The organism is Psychrobacter sp. Ps4, assembly GCF_022129285.1.
GTDB lineage: Bacteria > Pseudomonadota > Gammaproteobacteria > Pseudomonadales > Moraxellaceae > Psychrobacter > Psychrobacter immobilis_A.
Genome location: NZ_JADQAK010000016.1, coordinates 38550 through 61039 on the forward strand (window position 1 = coordinate 38550; position 22490 = coordinate 61039).

A 22490-nucleotide genomic window follows, 5' to 3' on the forward strand; every position below is an offset into this window, starting at 1 on the left:
TTTAATTGCCAAAAGTGAGATGTCATGTCCGTCTATACCCAGTTAACCAATTCTCAGTTTGCCGCCTTTTGCCAACGCTTTGGCGTCTCGTTCGCGCGCGCCATTCCGATCACCCAAGGTATCAAAAACTCTAACTGGTTTATTCAGACGACTGACGATGTAGATGGAGCACACTCTTATGTATTTACCTTATTTGAAGAGCGTCCACCAGAAGACATCGAAAAGATGGCGGTCATCTTAAATCAATTGGACGGTAAGTTACCGGTCGCTGCGCCGTTAGCATTGCTTGATTTAGGCGCTGATAGCGCAGAAAAATGCTATGTCATACGCTATGACAATAAAGCGATTACCTTAGTGCCATGCCTAGCAGGTTCGCATCCACAGCAGACGACGCAAGCGATGTGTCATGAAATTGGTGCGTCTTTGGCAGTATTGCATGAAACGCTACAACAGCTGCAACCTGCGGAAGAATATGGCGTGCCTTTATATCCATGGAGTGATGTGCGCGATCGTGAAAGGCAGTTTATGCCAGCTGACGAAGCCAAATTGATGAGTGATATTTGGCAGTCTTATACGGATTTGCCGCTTGCCACTTTGCCAAAAGGCTTATGTCATTTAGATATGTTTGCTGATAATACCTTGTGGAATCTACAAGCAGGTGAAGAACGTTTAACAGGTTTATTGGACTTTACCGAAGTTAGCGTCGAGCACTATGTGATGGATATTGCTATTACGATTAATGACTTTTGTACCACTTGGGGTATGGCTGAACAAGGCGAGTCGGTGAATTTTGACCGCAGCAAAATGGCGGCTTTCTTACAAGGTTATGAGTCGAAACGCATGCTCGGTGAAGATGAAAAACGCGCTTTACCAGTGATGCTCGCCAAAGCGGCGGTGATTTTTTGGCTATTACGTCTCAACGTTATTCACTATAACCGTACCGAAGGACGTACGGGCGATAATATCATGGTCAAAAATCCTGACCTGATGAAGCGCCTTGCCGCTTATCATTGGTCACATGTTGAAAAAGTGCAAAGTACAGTGTTTGTACTAGAGCATGCGCGTTATAAAGATGATGATAAAAATAACGATGTCGAAGATTTCAAGATAATTGGTGTGTTTGCGACTGAGCAACAAGCACAAGCTGCTATTGAGCAATTAAAATCACAATCTGGCTTTAAAGAGTATCCAAACGGTTTCCATATTGATGCTTATCCGTTAAATCAAATTAATTGGTCACAAGGTTTCGGTTGCTAATAGAATGATCGCAACGAGTTATATTTGTAAATATCTAGAAGGAATTTATCATGACCGATCAAGTTGATAACTGGCACAAACTGGCACGCTACGACACCAATATGCAAGGTGAACTGCATGCCAATCTGCTTCGTAACAATGGTATTACGGTGTCTCTGCAACCGCTGAGCGCAATGCCGGGTATGAATTCTGGGATTGTGTTGTGGGTACAGGATACTGATTTGGCGCATGCACAGCGCATTTTGGCGAATATTGATACCGACGGGGCAACGCCTTATGAGGTGTTTGATGAAACGTCAGCAGCCAAAATTAACCCTGCTTTAAATCCTGCACAAGATGACAATAACGGCGGTAAAGTATAAATGTGTCAACTCCTAGGAATGAACTGTAATACCCCAACCGATATTGGTTTTAGCTTTGCAGGGTTTCGTCGTCGCGGTGGCATGACTGATAGTCATGAAGATGGCTTTGGTATTGCATTTTTTGAGCGTAGTGAGTGCACTAATAGTGACAAACCAGAGAATGCTTCCACTGGTCTACGCTTATTCCATGACAATCGCCCAAGCCATTTATCGCCCGTGGCTGATTTGGTTAATAACTATCCAATCAAAGCCATGAATGTCATCGCTCATATTCGTAAAGCGACCCAAGGGCAAAATTGCTTGGCGAACACCCATCCCTTTGTCCGTGAAGTCTGGGGTGAGCAGTGGGTGTTTGCGCATAACGGTCAGATGAATAGCGAATTTATCAAACGCTGTCAGCGCTTGCAAGACAACGGCAACGCCTCACATTGCCAGCCAGTCGGTAATACCGATTCTGAGATGGCGTTTTGCTACCTTGTTAATCGCCTAAAAAGTAGCTTTAAATCGCGTCCTGATGACCAAACGCTGTTTAATTTTTTGACTACCCAATGTCGTTATTTATCCGCCAATGGGTTGTTTAATTGCTTGATATCGAATGGCAGTTGGCAATTGGCTTATGCGGGGAGTTTATTGTTTTATCTCACGCGTCAAGCACCATTTGGTGAAGCGAAATTGGCAGATGATGATTTAGCCATTAACTTTGGTGATGTGACGACAGATACCGACAAAGTGACGATACTAGTGACAGTGCCTCTCACTGAAAATGAGAAATGGCAACAGCTGGCAGTTAATGAATGCCTGATATTTCAAGATGGGGACGTCATTTATAAAGACAGCCCAAGCCAGCGCAAGTTTTTGACGATTGAGGAAGGGATTGCGGTAGCGCGGTCGGTTGGGGCGAGTGTTTAGAAGTTATAAAATATTTAATATTGACTAAATATTAGTTAGATATAAGCGCCACAACACCGCTTAAACTTCTCACCCGACCCGCAAATACACGGCTGTTTCTGCGTGACGTTCATAGTGACGGTCGGATCTAAAAAGTACCAGTGTGCATCATTATTGATTTTGTCTGTCACCTTCACAAAGGCAGACAATTCATGATGCGCCTGCACTTTCTCTTCTAAATTATTTGCATTATTAGTTGACTTGAAATAAGCCTTAAACTCAACTTGCGCATGGCGTTTGCCTAGCTTTGGCATGTGCGCTACGATTTCTAATCCTGCCCAATTTGTCTCTTTTGCCCACGATTCAATCGCCTTGATATCCAACAAGTTTTGCTGTGCAGGTAGCGTAGTCTTGACGATATATTCTGGCTTAATCAACACAAAGGCACTATAGCGCGTGCGCATGAGACGTTCGGCTGTCTCCGCTTTTATACCCTCTGCTTTGCCAACCTCACCATTATAAAGAGTATCATTATAAACAGCCTCATGATAAGGCTGACAGCAATCTTTATACAGTAGTGGTGAGCTGATAGCGCTTGATGATGGATGAATTTGGCAAGGGCAAACGTGTAGATTAGGTTGCATGTTTTATTCTCATTTTCGCTTGGGTTTTACTGCTTTACCGTATCTTTATCGCAGCATGCTTTTTATCAGTTCTGGCAATATGCCAACTTTTAGCTGTGCCCATGGTGCTGGGTCACGCAGCTGCTGCCAAAATGCATCAAACGGTGGTGCAAAATAGACCAACATGGCGAGCAGTGTATAGAGTAATAAATACCACCACTTATCTTTAGGCTGATAAAACTTCATCGCTGTACCTGATGAGCGCTTCATTTTCATATTCGATAAGTTAACACTATATAGCTCGTCCAATGTCAAATGCACTAGCGCGCCACCGAATAAAAATAAACCGTAAAACCAGCTTGCCGTTAATGGGAGGTGCAAGACGTAGTAGCTTAAATAAGTCAGCCCCAAACCCAAAATTGCCATATAAGGCACGGAGTGAATCACACCGCGATGCACGGTCATGTTGGTAAAAATAGAGAAAACCACATAACGCATAAAGCCGTAGCCTGCTAGCCATAATGCAATCAGGGCAAGCAAACTGAGCTCACTGCGCCAATGCATGACCAAACCAAAGGCAAAAATAAATGAGGTGATATTGAAACCAAGTTTAATCGGTGTTGAGTTGTCAGAATCCAAATCAGGCAGCAGCCCACCGATGGTGCCGAGCGCCACGCAAACTAAAAATCCCGAATCATCAATCAATCCCGCTTTATAAACCGTCAAACTGAGTGTACCACTGACCATAAATGCAACATTCAGGTGGGTGTTAAAATTTGCCATAAAAACTCATCAATAAGTAGCGCGCGAAACGATTGTTTCGAGGCGTTTGCCTAGCGGTAAAAAAGCGCACCATAATAGCATAGCGCAGCCAAACGTCTAACAGATAAGGCTCGTATGCCGCGACTGGTTTACCCACTACCTTTGATTCTAATATTTCTTTGGAAAATATATTGATACTTAATAATAGAACGTTAACCCCTTGTTACGTTTACGATTATGCCACGATTTGACAACGTCTAGACGTTAACAAAGCGTCGCCGTTTTGTTATGGTAAAAGAGCGTTATTGTTAAGTCCTAAAGAGTCGCTTAGCTATTTTGTTAACTCAACTTTATATTGTATTGTGTCAAATAATAATGATTTTGAATACAACTCGTACAATCATCTATCTAGCCACCAATCCTCAGCATAAACCTATAACCGTTTGGGCTTAGGATCTATAACAACGATAAGGAAGCTACCATGAGTGATATTTTTAATGTAAAAGACACCATTTCGGTCGATGGCAAGGAACATGCCTATTACAGTTTGCCAAAGCTGACCGAAACTTTTGAGCACATCAGCAAATTGCCATTTTGTATGAAAATCGTCTTAGAAAACCTCTTACGTAATGAAGATGATGGTCAATCTGTCGGCAAAAACCATATCGAAGCCGTTGCTAACTGGGATGCAGGCGCAGAAGCGTCAAAAGAGATCGCCTTTATGCCAGCCCGTGTGGTCTTGCAAGATTTCACTGGTGTGCCGTCAGTTGTCGATTTGGCAGCGATGCGTGATGCCGTGGTTGAGCTTGGCGGTCGTGCTGAGCAAATTAACCCATTTATCCCAAGTGAATTGGTTGTCGATCACTCTGTACAAGTCGATGCTTATGGCCGAGAAGATGCACTAGACTTGAACGAAAAAATTGAATTTAAACGTAACAATGAACGTTATGAATTCCTGCATTGGGGTCGTAATGCGTTTAAAAACTTTGTGGTCGTACCACCAGCGACGGGTATTGTGCATCAGGTTAACCTTGAATACTTAGCTCGTGTTGTAATGGCTGCTGATGTCAATGTTGATGGTAAAAGTGAGCTGACGGCTTATCCTGATACAGTATTTGGTACTGACAGTCACACGACGATGATTAATGGCATTGGCGTGCTTGGTTGGGGTGTCGGCGGTATTGAAGCGGAAGCGGCAATGCTTGGTCAACCGTCATCAATGCTGATTCCACAAGTGGTCGGCTTTGAGCTAAAAGGTAAATTGACCGAAGGCGTTACTGCGACGGATTTGGTGTTGCGCGTGGTTGAAATGCTGCGTGCGCATGGTGTGGTTGGTAAATTCGTTGAGTTTTATGGCGAAGGCTTACACAGTATGCCACTGGCGGATCGTGCGACGATTGCCAATATGTCACCAGAATATGGCGCAACATGTGGTATTTTCCCGATTGACCAAATGGCGATTGATTATTTGCGTCTATCAGGTCGTGAAGAAAGTCAGATTGAGCTGGTTGAAAAGTATGCCAAGGCGCAAGGTTTATGGCACGATGCCGATACCCCAGCGGCAACTTATTCAAGTAAACTAGAGCTTGATTTATCATCGGTACAGCCTGCACTTGCCGGTCCGAATTTGCCACAGCAGCGTATCAATTTATCTGATATGCACGAAAAATTTGGCGAAACTTTAGAAAAAATGACCAAAGACCGCAAATCAGAAGTCGAAGGCAAGGTACGCTTTGATGAAGAAGGCGGCGAGCAAGAGCAAGCGGATAGACTCTATGCTAAGCCTAATGTTTTCTCTGACGTCAATATCGATGATAAGAGCCATAAATTGCGTGATGGTTCTGTTGTTATCGCAGCGATTACCTCATGTACCAATACCTCAAACCCTGCGGTGATGATTGGTGCGGGTTTGGTGGCGAAAAAAGCCGCTGCAAAAGGTCTAAAAGCCAAGCCTTGGGTCAAAACTTCATTGGCTCCCGGTTCGAAAGTCGTCACCGATTATCTTGAAAAATCTAAGTTAATGGACGAGCTTGAAAAAACAGGCTTCTATTTAGTGGGTTATGGTTGTACCACTTGTATCGGTAACTCAGGACCACTCTTAGAGTCGATTGAAAAAGGTATCGAAGAAAAAGACTTAGTCGCTGCTGCCGTGTTGTCAGGTAACCGTAACTTTGAAGGTCGTATTCACTCACATGTAAAAGCGAGCTACTTAGCGTCACCACCACTCGTAGTTGCTTATGCGCTGGCAGGTACGGTTGATATTGACTTAACGACGCAGCCGTTAGGACAAGATCAAGATGGCAAAGATGTCTTCTTAAAAGATATTTGGCCAACATCAGATGAGATTAATGAGCTGATTGCCAATAATATCGATGCGGATATGTTCCGCAAAAACTACGGTGAAGTGTTTGACGGTAGTGCCGCATGGAACGCTATTAGCTCAGCCGATAGCCAGCTATATCCGTGGAGCGAAGCGTCTACTTATATTAAAAACCCGCCGTTCTTTGATGGTATGACCATGGAGCCAGAAGGTATTCCTGATATCGAAGGCGCACGCATCTTAGGGTTGTTCGGTGACTCAATCACCACTGACCATATCTCGCCAGCGGGTAATATCGATCCAGACTCGCCAGCAGGTAAGTACTTGCAAGAGCGCGGTGTGATGCAAGCCGACTTCAATAGCTATGGCTCACGCCGTGGTAATGACGCAGTCATGACACGTGGTACTTTCGCCAATATCCGTATCAAAAATACCATGATGGCTGGCAAAGAGGGCGGTTATACTTATTACTTTAACGGTGATAGTGCCACGCTTCAAGACGGCGAAGAAATGGCCATCTATGATGCGGCAATGAAGTATAAAGAAGACAAGCGTCCGCTCGTGGTACTTGGCGGCGCAGAATATGGTTCTGGCTCTAGCCGTGACTGGGCAGCGAAGGGTACGATTTTGCTTGGCGTAAAAGCAGTATTGACTAGCTCGTTCGAACGTATTCACCGCTCAAACCTCGTCGGTATGGGTGTGTTGCCATTGACCTTTAAAGACGGTGAAAATGCTGATACCTATAAACTGGACGGCTCAGAAGTGCTTAGTATTACAGGTCTAGATAATGGCGAAAGTAAGACCGCCAAAGTCACGGCCACACGTGCCGATGGTTCGTCTGAGAGCTTTGATGTCAATGTGATGCTCCAGACGCCAAAAGAGCGCGAGTACGTGCGTCACGGCGGCGTATTGCACTATGTGCTACGTCAGTTAGCTGCTGAGAGCAAAAACGCAGCGTAATAGTCAATTGAGCTTAGAATGATAAAAAGCCCAATCCCAGTCAAAGTAGGGGATTGGGCTTTTTTATTATCTGGGAAAAGGGAAACACGTATCTGCAAATCTATTCCAATGAACTATCTAAAGTTTTCATTCCAGCTCTCCTTAAATATTTTATTTAAGAATGCTTCTTTATCGATGCTGCCGTCATTTTTTAAGCAGGTCTTATCGACAAAAAGATAATTCGTCCAACTGATATCAGGAGATAGTTTATTGATTTCATTTACGATATCAACTTCACTAATTTCAGAAAAATCTCTAATAATAAGTTTTTGTGCCAACTCTACAATACGACTTTTTGTTTTATACTCATGAGAATTTGGATACTCAGAAATTTTATCAAAAAATTTCTCATAATTGATACTTAAGTCTTCGTTTACATATTCATCGCTCCAGAATATATAGTCACTCCAAAATGGGTCAGGAGACAGTTTGTCTAGTTCACGCTTTATTGCTACTTGCCTTGACTCTGAGCATGGAGTATTAATTAACTCTTCAAGTAATAAAGTGATTTTTTGCTTAGTATCATCGTTCATTATTATTTCCTCTGCTATTGATTCCAATGGTTTCAACCTTTCTCAGTCAACAGCCTAATTCCTAAGCCAATAAATACCACACCGCTTATCTTGTTTAAAATGGCTTCGATAGAGGGCTTTTTTCTCAGGTTTTCACTGAATTTTGACGCCAATAATGCTAAGCACAAGCACCATATAAAGCCAGTGACAGCAAAGGTCAGTCCTAAAATGACGAACGACACCATACTATAAGCATAACTGGCATCGATAAACTGAGGGAAGAACGCCAAAAAGAATAATGCAACTTTTGGATTAAAGGTATTGGTGAGCACACCTTGCTTATATATTTGCCAGTGATCTAAAGGCTGAACGGGCTTTGGCTTCCCGTCATCCTGCAAACTCGCGGCTATCAAAGGCTGTTGTTTACTTATGAGCATTTTGACGCCTAGATAGCACAAATAGCTGGCACCAATATATTTTACGAGCATAAATGCCGTGGGGGAGTTAGCCAGCAACACGGACAATCCTAGCGAAGCCAGTAGCGTATGCACCAGAATGCCTGAAGTAATACCCAACACAGAATAAAACCCTGCCGTTTGCCCCTGCGAAATACTACGGGTAATGATGTACATGCTATCCGTGCCTGGGGTCAGGTTTAACAAGATAGCTGCCATGATAAACCCTAGATAGTTCTCAATCCCGAACATGGTTAAAACTTCCTTGTGTTAAGCCTAAAAATTTGTATGTTATAAAGTATTTATACATTCTATAAAATTCTTATAGGATTGATGGTAGCGAGGATCGTAAGAGTTGGCAATACAATAAATCATTCAATAAATACTGATATTAGAAACCATAAAGTAGGTTATGGCTTCAGTCTTTCTCAAAATCAATAAAACGTAAATATCTTATAAAATCGCAGATACCGCAATGTGAACTCTGATAAGATATCAGAGATTAATAAGACATTTGTTGATAATAAGGATTTGAGATGAAACGTTTGGCTTATACCATTGCTGTATCTGTTTTGGCCATGACTGTTGGGATAAATGCCGCGCATGCCGAGAGAGTTTGCAAAGTAACAGATCCGACGGGTACTCCACTAAACATTCGCGACGAGCCTAATGGCAAGATTATTAATAAGCTGCGTAATGATCGCGAGGTGTATGTCACAGATACTACTTATGATAATAAAAACCGTCCGTGGGTATATTTAGAAGGCTATTACAAGGGCGAATACAGGCGTTGGGGCTGGGCGATTAGAGAGTTTGTCTCTTGTTATGATCGTTGATATGACAATTTACCGATTTTAGAGGATAGTCATGTGATTTATAAGTATGTGTTCTTATTTGCTATGTCTTTTTTGATTTGCTCGTGTAGCACGGGTATGAATACAGCAAACGCAGAAGCTTCTGACAGTAGTATAAAAATCGAGAAACACTCTGACGCAAATATAAGAGAAATCGAGATTGGTAAATCTTTTAGTCTAAAGAAAATTAAAAGCATGACCACGTTCGGCGGTGAGTTTAAGAAACTTTATAACGTTGAGTGTGGCAGGTTTTTTACCGAAGAAGAAGTAGGCGAGAGTTACGACGAAGCGATTTATCAGTATGGCAACATGGAAGTTGATATCACAGGTGATCAGGGTGCTATCATGAAAATAGTGGGCATTCCCGACGGGCTTCATATTAGATACCATGAATTATTGGTCGATAACAACTTCAATCCTAAAAGCTTAAACCTTCAACAATTTGAAGTTGATAAATATAAAGCGACTGCTTCAGACAAAACCGTTAGTATAAAGTCCACTGATATAAAAACAGCTTACGATACGATGTATTCCATCTATGAAAAGACGAGTGATGACATTCTATACCTAAGTTTCCTAGACAACAAGCTGGTTGCTATTAGAGTGCTAGTACAGTGTTGATTGATACTCTTAAATAAAGACCAACAGACATAAAAAATCCCAGTCACCGTATGATGACTGGGATTTTTTATTGTTCGCTTATTAGTCTAACCTGATGCTTAAAGGTGTTAAGCAAAAGTGCTAATAAGTGACGCCGAATAGTGGCGTCCCCAGGGGGATTCGAACCCCCGTTACCGCCGTGAAAGGGCGGTGTCCTAGGCCTCTAGACGATGGGGACGCATAGAGTGTTATAACCAATGGTTACAACGGTACTTCACAATATCAGATAGCTTAATAAATAAGCATTGCCTAGGTGCTGATATCGTCCTACTAGCGAGTATTTATGGTTACGTTTCAGTAGTACTGAGCGTTGCAATAAATAGTATGGTGGAGCTAAACGGAGTCGAACCGTTGACCCCTTGCATGCCATGCAAGTGCTCTACCAACTGAGCTATAGCCCCTCGCTAAGAGTGTGCGTATTTTATGTAAGAGCGGCAGTCTTGTCAACTACTATTTTAAAAATAATGCATAAATATTTGAAAAAAAGCGTTTAAAGCTATTTTAGCTACTTAATAAGCCCAAATTAGCGTGGATTTTGCTTGATGGCAATCTCTTTAATGGCTTTATCGGTAAAGAACTCTTCTTCTGTACACTTAGAACTGCCATCTGAAAAAATAATGGAACAACATTCTGTGGGGATATATTGTCCCCCTTTTTGTTGTACTGTGCTGATCCCTTTAAAGCCAACGATGTCAAAATCGCTTAATTTGTCTGAATTTTGATTGGTATAACCACAGTAAGTGGTGTATATCCACTTTAAATCTTCAAAATCTTGACCTTTTGTCAGGGTAAGTTTTGCCTCAAACAGCTCTTTTACGATGGCATCATAGTATTTCTGTGCTTCTTTTAGGGTGTTAAAGACATAATCTTTGCTTTCTATCGTGACGGTTTTGGCGGTCATGTTTATTTCCAATTAAGATGTTTAAAAGTATGAGGGTAGTTATACCGACTAATAACTAAAAAAGGGTCAGAACTGGGCTGACCCTTCTAAATTCATAAATTTTAGCTAATCGATTGTTTAGTAGATGAGTTATTCAGCTGCCAAACTATTCAGCCGCTAAAAAGTCTGGCAATTCTGCCGCTTGTTTCTCAAGTTTCTTCAGTTTCTTCTTACCGAGGCCACCTAATACATCAACCGCATGACGTAAGCGCGTCAGGGTCATATCAGCGCCAATAATCGCCATAGAATTCATGACTGGCGTCGATGAGGTGCTACCAGCGATAGCGATAAAGAACGGTGCCATAAAGTCACGCATTTTAATATCAAGATGGGCAGCAAGACCTTTTAGCGTGGCGTAGATATTTTCTTCTGACCACGTCGGTAAGGTCTCTAACTGCCAAAGCGCCAGTTGTAGCATATCCATGATTTGTTCAGGCGTGAGTGATTTATGGGTAAAGCTCTCAGCATTGATATTCGGTAAGTTCTGGAAATAGAAACCACCCCAATTAACTGCATCAGATAACAGCTCAATACGAGGCTGAATAGCCGCTGCGATAGCCGTAAGCTTGTCACTGTTATTTGCCCAATCGAGGATTTTATTCTTTAATTCTTCAGGAGTAAGCGCGCGTAGCCATTCTGCGTTGAGCCAATTAAGTTTTTCGATATCGAAGATAGGGCCGCCAAGGGACACACGCTGAATATCAAAGCTGGCAATCATTTCTTCTAGAGTAAACTGTTCAGCTTCGTCAGGCATTGAGTAGCCCATACGACCGAGGTAGTTGAGCAATGCTTCAGGCAGGACGCCTGCATCACGATAATAGGTAATCGAGGTTGGGTTTTTACGCTTAGACAGTTTTGATTTGTCTGGGTTACGCAGTAGTGGCATATGGCAAAGTACGGGCATCTCCCAACCAAAATATTCATAAAGCAGCTGATGTTTCGGTGCAGAGTTCAGCCACTCTTCACCGCGTAGCACATGGCTGATGTCCATCAAATGGTCATCGACAACGTTGGCTAAATGATAAGTCGGCATACCGTCGGTTTTTAGCAGCACTTGCATGTCGACTTGTGTCCAAGGAATCTCAACCGTACCGCGTAGCATGTCATGTACTTGACAGACGCCTTCGGTAGGCACACGCATACGAATCACGTGAGGCATGCCTGCTGCAACAAGTCCAAGAGCCTTCTCAGGGCTTAAATGTGCACAGCGACCGTCATAACGTGGCGTTTCACCATTGGCCATTTGCTCAGCGCGCATGGCATCTAACTGCTCGCTGGTACAAAAGCAGCGAAACGCATGATCGTTTTCTATGAGCTGTTCGGCATGCTTTTTATAAATATCGCTACGCTCGCTCTGACGATAAGGCGCATGCGGGCCACCAATATCTGGACCTTCCGCCCAGTCGAGACCGACCCAACGCAGCGCATCCAAAATCATTTTTTCAGATTGTTCGGTTGAGCGCGTTTGATCCGTATCTTCGATACGCAAAATAAATTCGCCGCCGTGGGCTTTAGCAAAAGCTAAATTAAATAGGGCAATATAAGCGGTGCCGACATGCGGAAAGCCAGTAGGCGATGGCGCAATACGGGTACGGACAGGGCGTGTGCTGTTAGTTGAAGTCGATGATTGCATCATAAAATTCTCAGAATAGGCTAGTTAATGAATATGGCAGTGAAAAATGAAAAAAAATAGCAGTGAAAAATGCTAATGATAAATATGAATGACAAGTTTGAATAAAAAATACGGCACAAACAATAGCCGTCAATGTAGAAAAATAGCGTAAAATATAGCGCTAGTATAACAGAGAGATGGAATATTTTTAACGAAAAGCCCGTCTAGCGCTTGACTACCCGTGTATCCTTGCGATAATAATGTTAGACAAGTCATAACTTGTTTATTTTCATCTGATTTTTCACTCTTACTGACCAAAATGGTCGTCATCTACTGAGTCGTTTGTGTCCATATTGAATAATAAGCCAAAAAATACGCCGAATACTAAGCAAGATTCTAAAATGAATCCTTCTTTAGCCACTGTTAATGCTGCATCAGAGGCTGAGCTGTCTGCTGTGGAAAACGATTTTGTGGTAGAGAGTGACTCTACTAATCAGCCGACGCAAGAGTCTGTCACTGATAAAGCCAACTCTGATGAATTGAGCTTTGTTCATGATGCGGTGCTATTGCAAGAAACCGTCGCGGCAGTGCTGGGTGTCAAAGCGCTACCTAAGCAAACAGACGATGCAGAACAAAGCAGTGACAACCAAAATAGCTTAAAGATGAGTGGTATTTACGTCGATGCAACCTTCGGGCGTGGTGGTCATAGTCGATTATTATTAAGCCAGTTGGCCGATGACGCAACCTTGATTGTTTTTGATAAAGATCCAACCGCTATTAGCGTCGCTCGCGAATTGGCAAAGACCGATAGTCGCGTAAAAGTGGTGCACGATAGTTTTGCGACGTTGACGGATAGTCTAGCGGCAATGGGTATCATGCAAGTTGATGGCTTAATGGCAGATTTGGGTATCTCATCGCCGCAAATTGATGATGGCAGTCGTGGTTTTAGTTTTATGCGTGACGGTGCGGTCGATATGCGTATGGATACCAGCCGTGGGCAGTCGGTCGCTGAATGGCTAGAAAAAGTCGACGATGAAACCTTGGCCAATGTGCTTTATGATTTTGGCGAAGAGCGTCATAGTCGCCGTATCGCCCGTGCTATTAAGCAGATGGACAGTTATGACTCTACTTTGGCATTGGCTGAAGTGATTAAAGTGGCGCATCCTAATTGGCAGCGCGGTAAGCACCCAGCGACTCAAAGTTTTCAGGCGATGCGCATTTTTATTAACAATGAGCTTGGCGATGTTGACGACTTTTTAGAACAAAGCATTCCGATTTTAAAAGCAGGCGGGCAGCTAGCAGTGATTAGTTTTCACTCGTTAGAGGATCGCCGTATCAAGCAGTTTTTGCAGCGTCATAGTAAAGGGCAATATCCAGAGGATGAGAATTTGCCGATGCCGCCCAATCGTCCACGCTACTTTAGCAAGCCTAAACGCGTGGGTCCAAGCAAAGCTGAAACCAGTCAAAACCCACGCGCGCGTAGTGCGTGGTTGCGCATGGCGACTCGTACTGATACCGACTATCTACCCAGTGTCGAGCAATAACACAGGTAGCGTGATGTTATAGAGAGGGTGTTTGGCTGCGTTGCTGGTGATTGGTTGCCGGCAATTAGTTAGGATAGAAAGTCTGAATACTTACGCGGCTGTTAAAAATCTGTAAACATTATCTGCTAGGCTCGGCTGTTCCTTTTTCGTTTGGTTTTACTTTATTGATGGTGCTGTACAAAGCGTCTTACCGCTCTAAAACAGTTGCCAATTTTCATACTTGAAGTCCACTTTTTGAGAGCGTCATGGCAATATCTGACAAACCCGCAAACCGTCGCGCTGCAATGCCGCATAACACCGATATCGGCGAGCTATTTGTACGCCGATTTAATGTGGTTAGTATCTATGTAGTGGTGCTATTGCTATTGGCAGTGGCGATTGTGTGGAGCGGTATCAAAACAGCCGAAGGCGTTCAGCAATATCATCAGGATTATAAAACCTTGCAAGACATGAAAAAACAAGAGCGTAATCTGCAAGTCGAACATCAGCGTTTGCTCATTGAACAGCAGACTTTTAGTGCGACGCCGCAAATCGCTAGCCGTGCGGTGGCTGAATTGGGCATGTTTTCACCGACGCTAAAAGATAAGCTCATTATCCAGCCGGGTGTTGCCACAGCACAGGTGCCAGTCGTCGATACTGACTCAGATGAGGATAGTTCTGACGTTATCGAACCACGAGCTTCTACGGATATATCGCCTGATGCTCCTATCACCGATACCACGGTAGCGGAGGCAGGACAATGAGTGATAAAAAACCCAATGCCAATAACGGTAAAACGACCGCGAAAAATGCGAGTAAAAAGCCAACTAGCGGTAAGGTCACTAAGCCCTTACGTCCTGCCAGTGCGGCCAAATCGGGACAAACAGGCAGTACGGCTGAAAAAAAATCCTCTGGCAACCGTAAGGCTAAATTGTTTGATCGATTAAAAAAGAGTGAAGAGCAAGGCGCTTATACCAGTGTCAAAAACCTGAAAAATAAAAGAGGATTTTTGGGTAAAGCGTCTGGCGCTTCCTCTCGCGGCGGTTTTGAGCAAGACAAAAACCGTTTCCGTACTATTTGGGTCATTGCATTGGTTGTCTTGGGTTTGCTGATAGCCCGTGCTTATTATTTACAAGTTGCCAATGCCCAGTTTTATCAAGACAAAGGTGATGAGCTCATCACTAGCGTACGCACGCAAAAATCCTATCGCGGTATGATTACCGATCGCAATAATTTGCCACTTGCAGTCAGTGCACCACTGGCGACGGTCTCCTTTAGTCCGCATGATTACGCGCGCGAATATTACGAGCTTAAGCGTATTATTATCACCAATCCTGAGAGTCCACAGCTGGTTGCGCGTATGCAAAAGCGTTTGGATAACATGGATCTGACCACGCTTGCGGCTGCTGCGAATATTTCGGTCACTGAGCTAAAAAAAGTTACTGCTATCGATGACAGTATTGATGTAACCGATGAAGCAGCAGTTAAAGCAGCGCTGCCATCGGGTGCAGGCTCGCACTATTTGCCGCTACTGAATAAAGTAACGCCTGAAATTGCCCAAAGTGTCAGCACCCTTGATTTTCCTGGCGTCTATGAAAAAAACTTTTTCCAACGTTATTACCCGCAGCCACAACCAAACTCGCAACTATTGGGCTTTATGGGACAAAATGTCAGCGACCCTGAAGGTGGTTACGAAGGTCGTGCTGGTATCGAACGCCAATATGAAACTGAGCTGGCAGGTGATGATGGTAAAGTGTTGGTGCTAAAAGATGCCAAACAAAACAGTTTAAAAGAAATTAAACAGATTGAACCAGAAATACCAGGTAAAGATGTGGCGTTGACCATTGATTCGCGCCTGCAGTATTTGCTTTATAAAGAACTAGAAAAAGCAGGGCGTTTGCAAAAAGCGCGCTGGTCAACAGGCATGATTGTTGATGTGCAAACGGGTGAAGTGCTTGCCTTGTCAACATGGCCATCTTTTAATTCTAATAACTTGAATGAGATGACGGGTGAGAATCAGCGTAACCGTGCGCTGCTCGATGTCTTTGAACCCGGTTCAGTTATGAAACCATTCACCGTTGCAGCGGCACTTGATTCAGGAAAATATACCGCCACTACCTTAATTGATACCAATCCTGGCTCTATTCGTGTCCGTGGTTATACCATTCGTGATCATAACAATCTAGGTATGATTAATATGGGCACGCTACTGCAGAAGTCTAGTAACGTCGCCTCGACTAAGATTGCTTTGTCGCTACCGCCTGATGCCATTACCAATATGCAACGGCAATTTGGTTTTGGTTCAAAGACACCACTACAGTTCCCAGGGGAAGGTAGTGGGCTGGTTGTCACACCAAAAGAAAAAGAAACGTCACGTCGTGCTACGCTCAGTTATGGTTATGGTTTGGAAGCAACTCTAGCGCAGGTTGCGCAGGCTTATTCAGCGCTGGCGGCAGGCGGTGTGATGCACCCATTGACCCTCACTAAAGATGACAAGCTACAGCCAAGCAAGCGTATCATGGCACACGAGCAAGCGATGTCTATCGTACAAATGATGGAAAGTGTCACCGAACCGGGTGGTACGGCTAAAGGTGCTGCGATTGATGGTTATCGCGTCGCTGGTAAAACAGGGACATCGCGCCGTGTTAATCCAAAAGGTGGCTACTATACGGATCAATACCGTAACGTTTTTGCTGGTATTGCGCCCGCATCTAACCCAAGATTAGTAGGTGTGATGCTCATCGAAGACCCACGTGTTCAGATTTATGCTGGTTTAACAGTCGCGCCAGTCTTTCATAATGTCATGAAAGAGGCGCTGCGTTTATACAATGTACCCTTAGATAAACCGTTAAAAACGATCGCTCAGTAGTCGTAGAGGTCTTTTTTTTAATACTTAGTTTTTAACTATTTGATGTGTTTTAACCGTATAGGATTTGCCAATGACCCTGTCACCCTCGTCGCCAAGCATTACCCCAGTCACCTTGCAGCAGCTGACTGAATCTAGTAGTAGCAATAGCAGGCATGGTGTAGGTATAGAGCAGGCATTGCAAAAGCTATCGACTCAGACGACATTGATTGGAGCGGATTCAAAACCAATCAATTCGTCTCTTGATATTCCATTCCTGCAGTTTCGTTTAGACAGTCGTCAGCTAGAGCCGAACGATGTGTTTGTGTTATTAAAAAGCCACATACCAAACTGTCAAAAAAGTCGCGACTACCTCTATCAAGCCGCTGAAAATGCGGCTTTTATCCTATCAGAAATAGATCCCACGGCTTTGCTTAGCACGACTAGTGTATCAAATCACGCCGATATCACTTTACCAAATGATAGTGCTTCTAAGGCGCAGCGGCAATTAGCAGCACTGCCTTGCCCTGTTTTATCCGTGCCCAATATTCGTGATTTTTTAGGAACGCTCATTCAAGCGCGTTTGCAGTATCAGCAGCCCGTGACCTTGCCAACTGTGGTTGCGGTGACGGGCACTAATGGCAAAACGACTATCAGTCAATTGGTGGCGCAGTTGACGCAGCTGACTGGCATGAGCAGCGCAGTCATGGGCACAGCAGGTAATGGTAGGCTTGGTGCTTTGGTGCAAGCCAGCCATACCACGGGTGATGCCTTAGCGGTTCAGCAATTTTTGTATCAAATGGGTTCAGAGAATGCTGAATTATTGGCATTGGAAGCCAGCTCACATGGTTTGGATCAGCAACGTTTACAAGGTATGCCAGTGTCGGTGGCGATTTATACCAATCTTAGCCGTGACCACTTAGATTATCATGCCGATATGGCAGAGTATGCAGCAGCAAAAGCTAGACTGTTTGATAAAGCGCATTTTCCAGATTTAACCCATGCCATTATCAATATTGATGATGAACATGCCCAGATTATGCTCGACACCGCACATGCCAGTGATTTAACGGTCTGGACGTACAGTTTAGAATCATCAAAATCTGCGACCTTTGTTGCGGCTGAAATCAAACCAAGCTTAAAAGGTGTCGAGATTACGCTACGTACTGATTTAGGCGATGGCGAAGTTAATCATTTAGGTATCGTCAGCCCATTACTCGGGCGCTTTAATGTTGCCAATTTGCTTGCCGCAATGGCATCTGCCGTCGCTTTAGGCATTAGCCTTGAGCGTTTTACTGCAGTGGTGCCGCAGCTACAAGGTGCGGTTGGACGTATGCAGCGTGTGCCGTCTAATGATGGTTGCTTTATCGTTGATTATGCACATACGCCAGATGCTTTAAGCCAAGTGCTTGCCAGCCTAAAGACCCATTGTAAAGGTCAACTATGGGCAGTGTTTGGTTGTGGTGGCGACCGTGATGCGGGCAAACGTCCTTTGATGGCGCAAGCAGGATTGGCAGGCGCGGATAAAGTCGTATTAACGGCAGACAATCCACGCACCGAAGATCCCAATGTCATTTTGCAAGATATGCAAGCGGGCATGACGAGTGAGCAATATCAGCGTACCCATATCGAACCTGCGCGCCAAGCAGCGATTGAGTATGCGGTCAATCAAGCAGCGCCTGATGATATCGTCGTTATCGCGGGCAAGGGTCATGAGACTTATCAAGAAATTAACCATGTTCGTTATGATTTTGACGATAGTGTTATTTTGCAAAACGCCTTAAAACAAGCAGGGCGTGTATAGCACTTATAGATAAATAATAGCGCTTACAGTCAGTTTTTCATGCTATCTAAAAAGTATTAGGGCGTGTCCTCATTTTAAAAATGGTAATAAAAATGAGATAAATTGCCGTCAAACAAGGAAAGTAGCGCAAATAATATCGAGATATTAATAAGCTAGTTGACGATGTTTGGCAAAATTTAGCCATTTCTAGTCCATTTAGATAATAATCGATTGAATTGAGGACACGCCCTAGTCGTTAACTATAAAAAATAAATAAGTAGTCATCATATATAAGGTAATCATTATGACAGCCGACAACGATAACAGCATTCAGTCGCAAGGGCTGTATGTTTGGCAAGCAGACAATCTGCTCGCAGCAACCGCAGCACTCGATGGGCATTGGCAGCTGAGTGAGGGGCAATCCGACTCAGAAAACAATTCAGTAAATGATGTAATGAGCACTCGTATTGCCACCGATACCCGTACGATAAAACCTGGTGATATATTTTTAGCGTTATCGGGTGATAATTTTGATGGTCACGATTATATCGATACTGCCATCGCGCAAGGTGCGGTTGCGGCTATCGTCGCTCGCCCTATTGCTACGGCTGATGCAAATAGCATTCCGCAGTTAGTGGTGAGCGACACCCGTTTGGCGCTAGGACAATTGGCTGCGTATCGTCGTCAACAGCATCAAAATTTAACCGTTATTGCTATTACTGGCTCTAGCGGCAAGACCACCTGTAAAGAGATGCTGGGTAGTATCTTTGGCAGACTAGCACCGACATTGATTACCCGTGGTAACCTAAATAACGATTTGGGTGTGCCGATGATGTTGCTCGAATTATCCGACCATCATCGTTATGCCATTCTAGAGCTTGGCGCAAACCATATTGGCGAAATTGCTTATACTACCGAGATTGTAAAGCCAGATGTCGCGTGTATTTTAAACATTGGTACGGCGCATTTGGGTGAGTTTGGCAGCCGTGAAGTGATTTGCCAAACCAAGGCTGAGATTTACCATACCTTGAATGACAGCCAATTTGCGATCGTTCCTGATAAAGATGATTTTACCAATCTATTACGCCGTATCGCTGAAAAGCATACGTCACACGTGATTGGCTTTGGTAATACTGATGTCAGTGCCAGCCATTTAGATGTCGAGCCTGAGCGCAGTGAATTTAAGCTGCATATCGGCAATCAAATCCATGATATCAACTTGCCACTAGCGGGCGAGCACAATGTCAATAATGCTTTAGCCGCTGCTGCTTGTGCTCATGCACTAAATATCGATGTTAGTGATATCGTCGTCGGACTTGAAAATGCGCGTCCTGCTAAAGGGCGCTTGAACAGTCAATTACTGGGTATGCATCGCTTGATTGATGATACGTATAATGCCAATCCGCATTCGGTGCGAGCGGCAGCAAAAGTATTGGCGGCGCAAACAAGCACGCAAGTCATGGTGCTGGGCGATATCGCAGAACTGGGAGAGGCGGCGGTTAGCGAACATCAAAGCTTGGGTCGTACCATTGCGACAACGGGCATCAATGTACTGCTGTGTGTTGGTGAATACGCGCCTTTTACCGTGGCGGGTGCACAAGAGGTTTCTGACATCAATGCCCATGCGTTTACTGATAAAGACAGTTTATTGGCGTATTTGAAGCCGTATTTGCAAGCGCAGCAGGCGCAGCCTTGTACGGTGCTGTTTAAAGGTTCTCGTTCCATGCAAATGGAAACCCTTATCAATGCGCTAATCGAGGAGTAGGCGGTGTTAGTTTGGTTGTTTGGCTGGCTTGGCCAGTATTACACGCCGTTTTCTGCGGTTTCTTCGTTGACGCTGCGAGCGTTACTCGCGGTCATTACCGCCCTCGCATTTAGCATGTTTTTTGGTGGGCCTGTCATTCGACGTCTGCGTGCATTGAAATATGGTCAAGCGATTCGCAATGATGGTCCGCAATCGCATTTGGCGAAAACTGGTACGCCGACCATGGGTGGGGTGCTGATTTTAAGTGCGATTGGCGTGTCCACCTTACTATGGGCGCGTTTGAATAACCCGTACGTTTGGATTTTGCTCATTGTTATGATTATCTTTGGTGCGGTCGGCTGGGCAGATGATTGGCTAAAAATTAAGTATAAAGATCCCAAAGGCTTAATTGCTCGCAAGAAATACTTTTGGCTCTCTATGGGTGCTTTGTTCGTCGGTGTGTCTTTGTATTATATCGCCACCTTGCAGCCAGATATTGCGACCACGCGTGAGATGCAGGATTTGCTGCTACCGATTTTTAAAGATTGGATGATTCCTTTTTCGGCAGTACCGTTTGGTATTGGCTTTATTATCTTTACCTACTTTGTGATTAATGGTGCTTCTAACGCCGTCAACTTAACCGATGGTTTGGATGGTTTAGCGATTTTGCCAGTGGTCTTGGTCGCGGCAGGTTTGGGCGCGATGGCTTATGTATCAGGTGATGTACGCTTTGCTGATTACTTGCATGTGCCTTATATTGCCTATAACTCCGAGGTTCTCATTGTCTGTGGTTCGATGATTGGTGCAGGGCTTGGTTTCTTATGGTTCAACGCCCATCCAGCCCAAGTATTTATGGGCGATGTAGGAGCGCTTGCTCTCGGGGCGATGCTCGGTACGATTGCTGTCATGACTCGTCAAGAGATTGCTTTTGCTATTATGGGCGGTCTATTTGTCGCCGAAGCGTTATCGGTCATGTTACAGGTTGGCTCGTATAAGCTGCGTAAAAAGCGCGTCTTTCGGATGGCACCATTGCATCATCACTTTGAAGAAATTGGCTGGAAAGAGACGCAAGTGGTGGCAAGGTTTTGGATTATTGCCATTATTCTCGTCATCCTTGGGCTCATGACCTTAAAGCTGCGTTAACATAGCCATATCGCTCGAACATTAATATGAATATCGTTTATGCAAAAGCCATCTCACTTTAGTTGAGGTGGCTTTTTTTTGGTTGCTAATAGTTTGGTTGCTGATAGGTTGTTTTTCGCATTTTCTTTCCTGCATTGTTTATCGCGCCTTTTATCACGCAGTAAGCCTGAATTTTGTTAAAATGGCAGCCATATTGCGATGACGTTGAGATACTTGTGAGCTTATTTATTTGTCCCCTTTGCCAATCACCATTACAGCCTGCCGCAGATACGTGGCGCTGCGATGGCAGCTTGCACCCAAAACACACGGCTCATCCATTTGATGTGGCACGTCAGGGTTATGTTAATTTACTGCCCGTACAACAAAAAAAATCCAAAGCACCGGGCGATAGCCAGCAATCAATTGATGCACGCAAACGGTTTTTAAACGCTGGACATTATCAGCCATTGCAGACGCTTATTTGCCAAAGAATGAGGGAATTGTTGGCGAAAAATGAGTCGATCGCTGATTCAGCAATTGAGCCGATAACTAAAAAGGATAGCAAGGCAATCAATTGGTTGGATATTGGCTGTGGTGAAGGTTATTACACGCAGGCAATGGCACAGACAGGCATGGATGCTCTCATCGCCGCAGATATCAGTAAACCTGCTGTGGTAGAGCTTGCGAAAACGAGCAAAGCGACGGGGCGTCTTTGGTATCAGCAAGCTAAAGACAGTGTTACTAATGCGACAGCCAAATCGGCAGTCATCTATCCGCTTGTTACCAGCGCTGCCCATTTGCCGTTACGCGCGCATAGCATCAATGGCATTAGCAGTATCTTTAGTCCTATCTTGCCAGACGCGTTCAATGAGGTATTGACTGCAGACGGTTATTTAATCATTGCCAAGCCAGATATCGGGCATCTAGCGACGATGCGCGAAGCGTTATTTGATAACGTCCGCGAGCATGATTCGGATAAGTTTTTGCATGAATTGGCTCCATACTTTACGCTGATGGGTACGGAGCATGTCAGTACCGAGATGACGTTGTCAGCCGCTGACTTGGCTGATTTGATGACCATGACGCCTTATGCTTATCGCGCGCTTAATGAAAAAAGACAGGCGCTACTAGCAGCGGTCGAAACAGAATCCTTTACGACGCAAGCTAAGTTTGTCGTTTATATTTTGCAGAAGACAGCAGCTGAATAGAATGGCTTAAGGTCATTAGCT

At 44.2% G+C, this 22490-nt stretch carries 19 protein-coding genes and 2 tRNA genes; 13 read left to right on the forward strand and 8 right to left on the reverse strand.

Going from position 1 to position 22490, the window contains the following annotated elements; translation table 11 throughout:
• Positions 1–24: 24 nt before the first annotated feature.
• Genes I3252_RS10095 through I3252_RS10105 form a run of 3 tightly spaced genes read left to right on the forward strand, consistent with a single transcriptional unit; the run spans position 25 to position 2528 of the window.
• Positions 25–1257 (forward strand): homoserine kinase, encoded by a 1233-nt coding sequence (locus I3252_RS10095; protein WP_238035096.1) that lies wholly within the window; start codon positions 25–27, stop codon positions 1255–1257.
• 50 nt (positions 1258–1307) lie between these two features.
• Entirely contained in the window at positions 1308–1619 is a 312-nt protein-coding gene (locus I3252_RS10100) for a DUF2007 domain-containing protein (RefSeq protein WP_238035097.1), read from the forward strand.
• The gene (locus I3252_RS10105) at positions 1620–2528 is read left to right on the forward strand and encodes a class II glutamine amidotransferase (RefSeq protein ID WP_238035098.1); all 909 of its coding nucleotides are present in this window, start codon (positions 1620–1622) and stop codon (positions 2526–2528) included.
• Positions 2529–2563: 35 nt separating this feature from the next.
• Here the strand turns inward: I3252_RS10105 and I3252_RS10110 are convergent, their stop codons facing one another.
• Positions 2564–3151: a YchJ family protein gene (locus I3252_RS10110; protein ID WP_238035099.1), complete on the reverse strand. Its 588-nt coding sequence runs from the start codon at positions 3149–3151 to the stop codon at positions 2564–2566.
• A 45-nt stretch (positions 3152–3196) separates the two neighbouring features.
• A complete protein-coding gene (locus tag I3252_RS10115; protein WP_193007540.1) occupies positions 3197–3913 on the reverse strand; it encodes a metal-dependent hydrolase in 717 nt (238 codons plus the stop codon).
• A 460-nt stretch (positions 3914–4373) separates the two neighbouring features.
• On the opposite strand from I3252_RS10115, the gene acnA reads away from it, so the two are divergent.
• On the forward strand, positions 4374–7172 hold the full coding sequence (gene acnA, locus I3252_RS10120; RefSeq protein ID WP_201540541.1) for an aconitate hydratase AcnA: 2799 nt from the start codon (positions 4374–4376) through the stop codon (positions 7170–7172).
• Positions 7173–7285: 113 nt separating this feature from the next.
• On the opposite strand, the gene I3252_RS10125 is transcribed toward acnA, so the two are convergent.
• Both I3252_RS10125 and I3252_RS10130 read right to left on the reverse strand, forming a co-directional pair.
• Positions 7286–7744, reverse strand: coding sequence for a hypothetical protein (locus tag I3252_RS10125; protein ID WP_238035100.1), 459 nt, complete (start codon positions 7742–7744; stop codon positions 7286–7288).
• Between the two features lie 32 nt (positions 7745–7776).
• Complete coding sequence (locus I3252_RS10130; protein WP_238035101.1) at positions 7777–8430, reverse strand: LysE family translocator; 654 nt, start codon at positions 8428–8430, stop codon at positions 7777–7779.
• A gap of 284 nt (positions 8431–8714) precedes the next feature.
• Here I3252_RS10130 and I3252_RS10135 point away from each other — a divergent pair, with 284 nt between their 5' ends.
• Together I3252_RS10135 and I3252_RS10140 are read left to right on the forward strand one after the other, a co-directional pair.
• Positions 8715–9014, forward strand: coding sequence for a hypothetical protein (locus tag I3252_RS10135; protein ID WP_238035102.1), 300 nt, complete (start codon positions 8715–8717; stop codon positions 9012–9014).
• 96 nt (positions 9015–9110) lie between these two features.
• Positions 9111–9653, forward strand: coding sequence for a hypothetical protein (locus I3252_RS10140; protein WP_238035103.1), 543 nt, complete (start codon positions 9111–9113; stop codon positions 9651–9653).
• 141 nt (positions 9654–9794) lie between these two features.
• On the opposite strand, the gene I3252_RS10145 is transcribed toward I3252_RS10140, so the two are convergent.
• The 4 genes from I3252_RS10145 to gltX all read right to left on the reverse strand — a co-directional run bounded on the left by I3252_RS10145 (position 9795) and on the right by gltX (position 12268).
• Positions 9795–9870: transfer RNA gene (locus I3252_RS10145), tRNA-Glu, on the reverse strand.
• Positions 9871–10017: 147 nt separating this feature from the next.
• A tRNA-Ala gene (locus tag I3252_RS10150) sits at positions 10018–10093 on the reverse strand.
• A 122-nt stretch (positions 10094–10215) separates the two neighbouring features.
• Positions 10216–10593 (reverse strand): hypothetical protein, encoded by a 378-nt coding sequence (locus tag I3252_RS10155; RefSeq protein ID WP_238035104.1) that lies wholly within the window; start codon positions 10591–10593, stop codon positions 10216–10218.
• A 145-nt stretch (positions 10594–10738) separates the two neighbouring features.
• Positions 10739–12268 (reverse strand): glutamate--tRNA ligase, encoded by a 1530-nt coding sequence (gene gltX / locus I3252_RS10160; protein WP_238035105.1) that lies wholly within the window; start codon positions 12266–12268, stop codon positions 10739–10741.
• A 320-nt stretch (positions 12269–12588) separates the two neighbouring features.
• Here gltX and rsmH point away from each other — a divergent pair, with 320 nt between their 5' ends.
• From rsmH to I3252_RS10195, 7 genes are all read left to right on the forward strand, one after another.
• Positions 12589–13788 (forward strand): 16S rRNA (cytosine(1402)-N(4))-methyltransferase RsmH, encoded by a 1200-nt coding sequence (rsmH, locus tag I3252_RS10165; protein ID WP_238035106.1) that lies wholly within the window; start codon positions 12589–12591, stop codon positions 13786–13788.
• A 245-nt stretch (positions 13789–14033) separates the two neighbouring features.
• Entirely contained in the window at positions 14034–14531 is a 498-nt protein-coding gene (locus I3252_RS10170; protein WP_238035107.1) for a cell division protein FtsL, read from the forward strand.
• Positions 14528–16636 (forward strand): penicillin-binding protein 2, encoded by a 2109-nt coding sequence (locus tag I3252_RS10175; RefSeq protein ID WP_238035108.1) that lies wholly within the window; start codon positions 14528–14530, stop codon positions 16634–16636. The genes I3252_RS10170 and I3252_RS10175 overlap by 4 nt, the downstream gene beginning before the upstream one ends.
• Before the next feature lie 70 nt (positions 16637–16706).
• Positions 16707–18416: a UDP-N-acetylmuramoyl-L-alanyl-D-glutamate--2,6-diaminopimelate ligase gene (locus I3252_RS10180; protein WP_238035109.1), complete on the forward strand. Its 1710-nt coding sequence runs from the start codon at positions 16707–16709 to the stop codon at positions 18414–18416.
• A 283-nt stretch (positions 18417–18699) separates the two neighbouring features.
• On the forward strand, positions 18700–20160 hold the full coding sequence (murF, locus tag I3252_RS10185) for a UDP-N-acetylmuramoyl-tripeptide--D-alanyl-D-alanine ligase (protein WP_238035110.1): 1461 nt from the start codon (positions 18700–18702) through the stop codon (positions 20158–20160).
• 3 nt (positions 20161–20163) lie between these two features.
• Positions 20164–21282: a phospho-N-acetylmuramoyl-pentapeptide-transferase gene (gene mraY / locus I3252_RS10190; RefSeq protein WP_087813657.1), complete on the forward strand. Its 1119-nt coding sequence runs from the start codon at positions 20164–20166 to the stop codon at positions 21280–21282.
• A gap of 215 nt (positions 21283–21497) precedes the next feature.
• Positions 21498–22469 carry a putative RNA methyltransferase gene (locus tag I3252_RS10195; protein WP_345945882.1) on the forward strand — a complete coding sequence of 324 codons (972 nt, stop codon included), beginning with the start codon at positions 21498–21500 and terminating at the stop codon, positions 22467–22469.
• Positions 22470–22490: the final 21 nt, after the last annotated feature.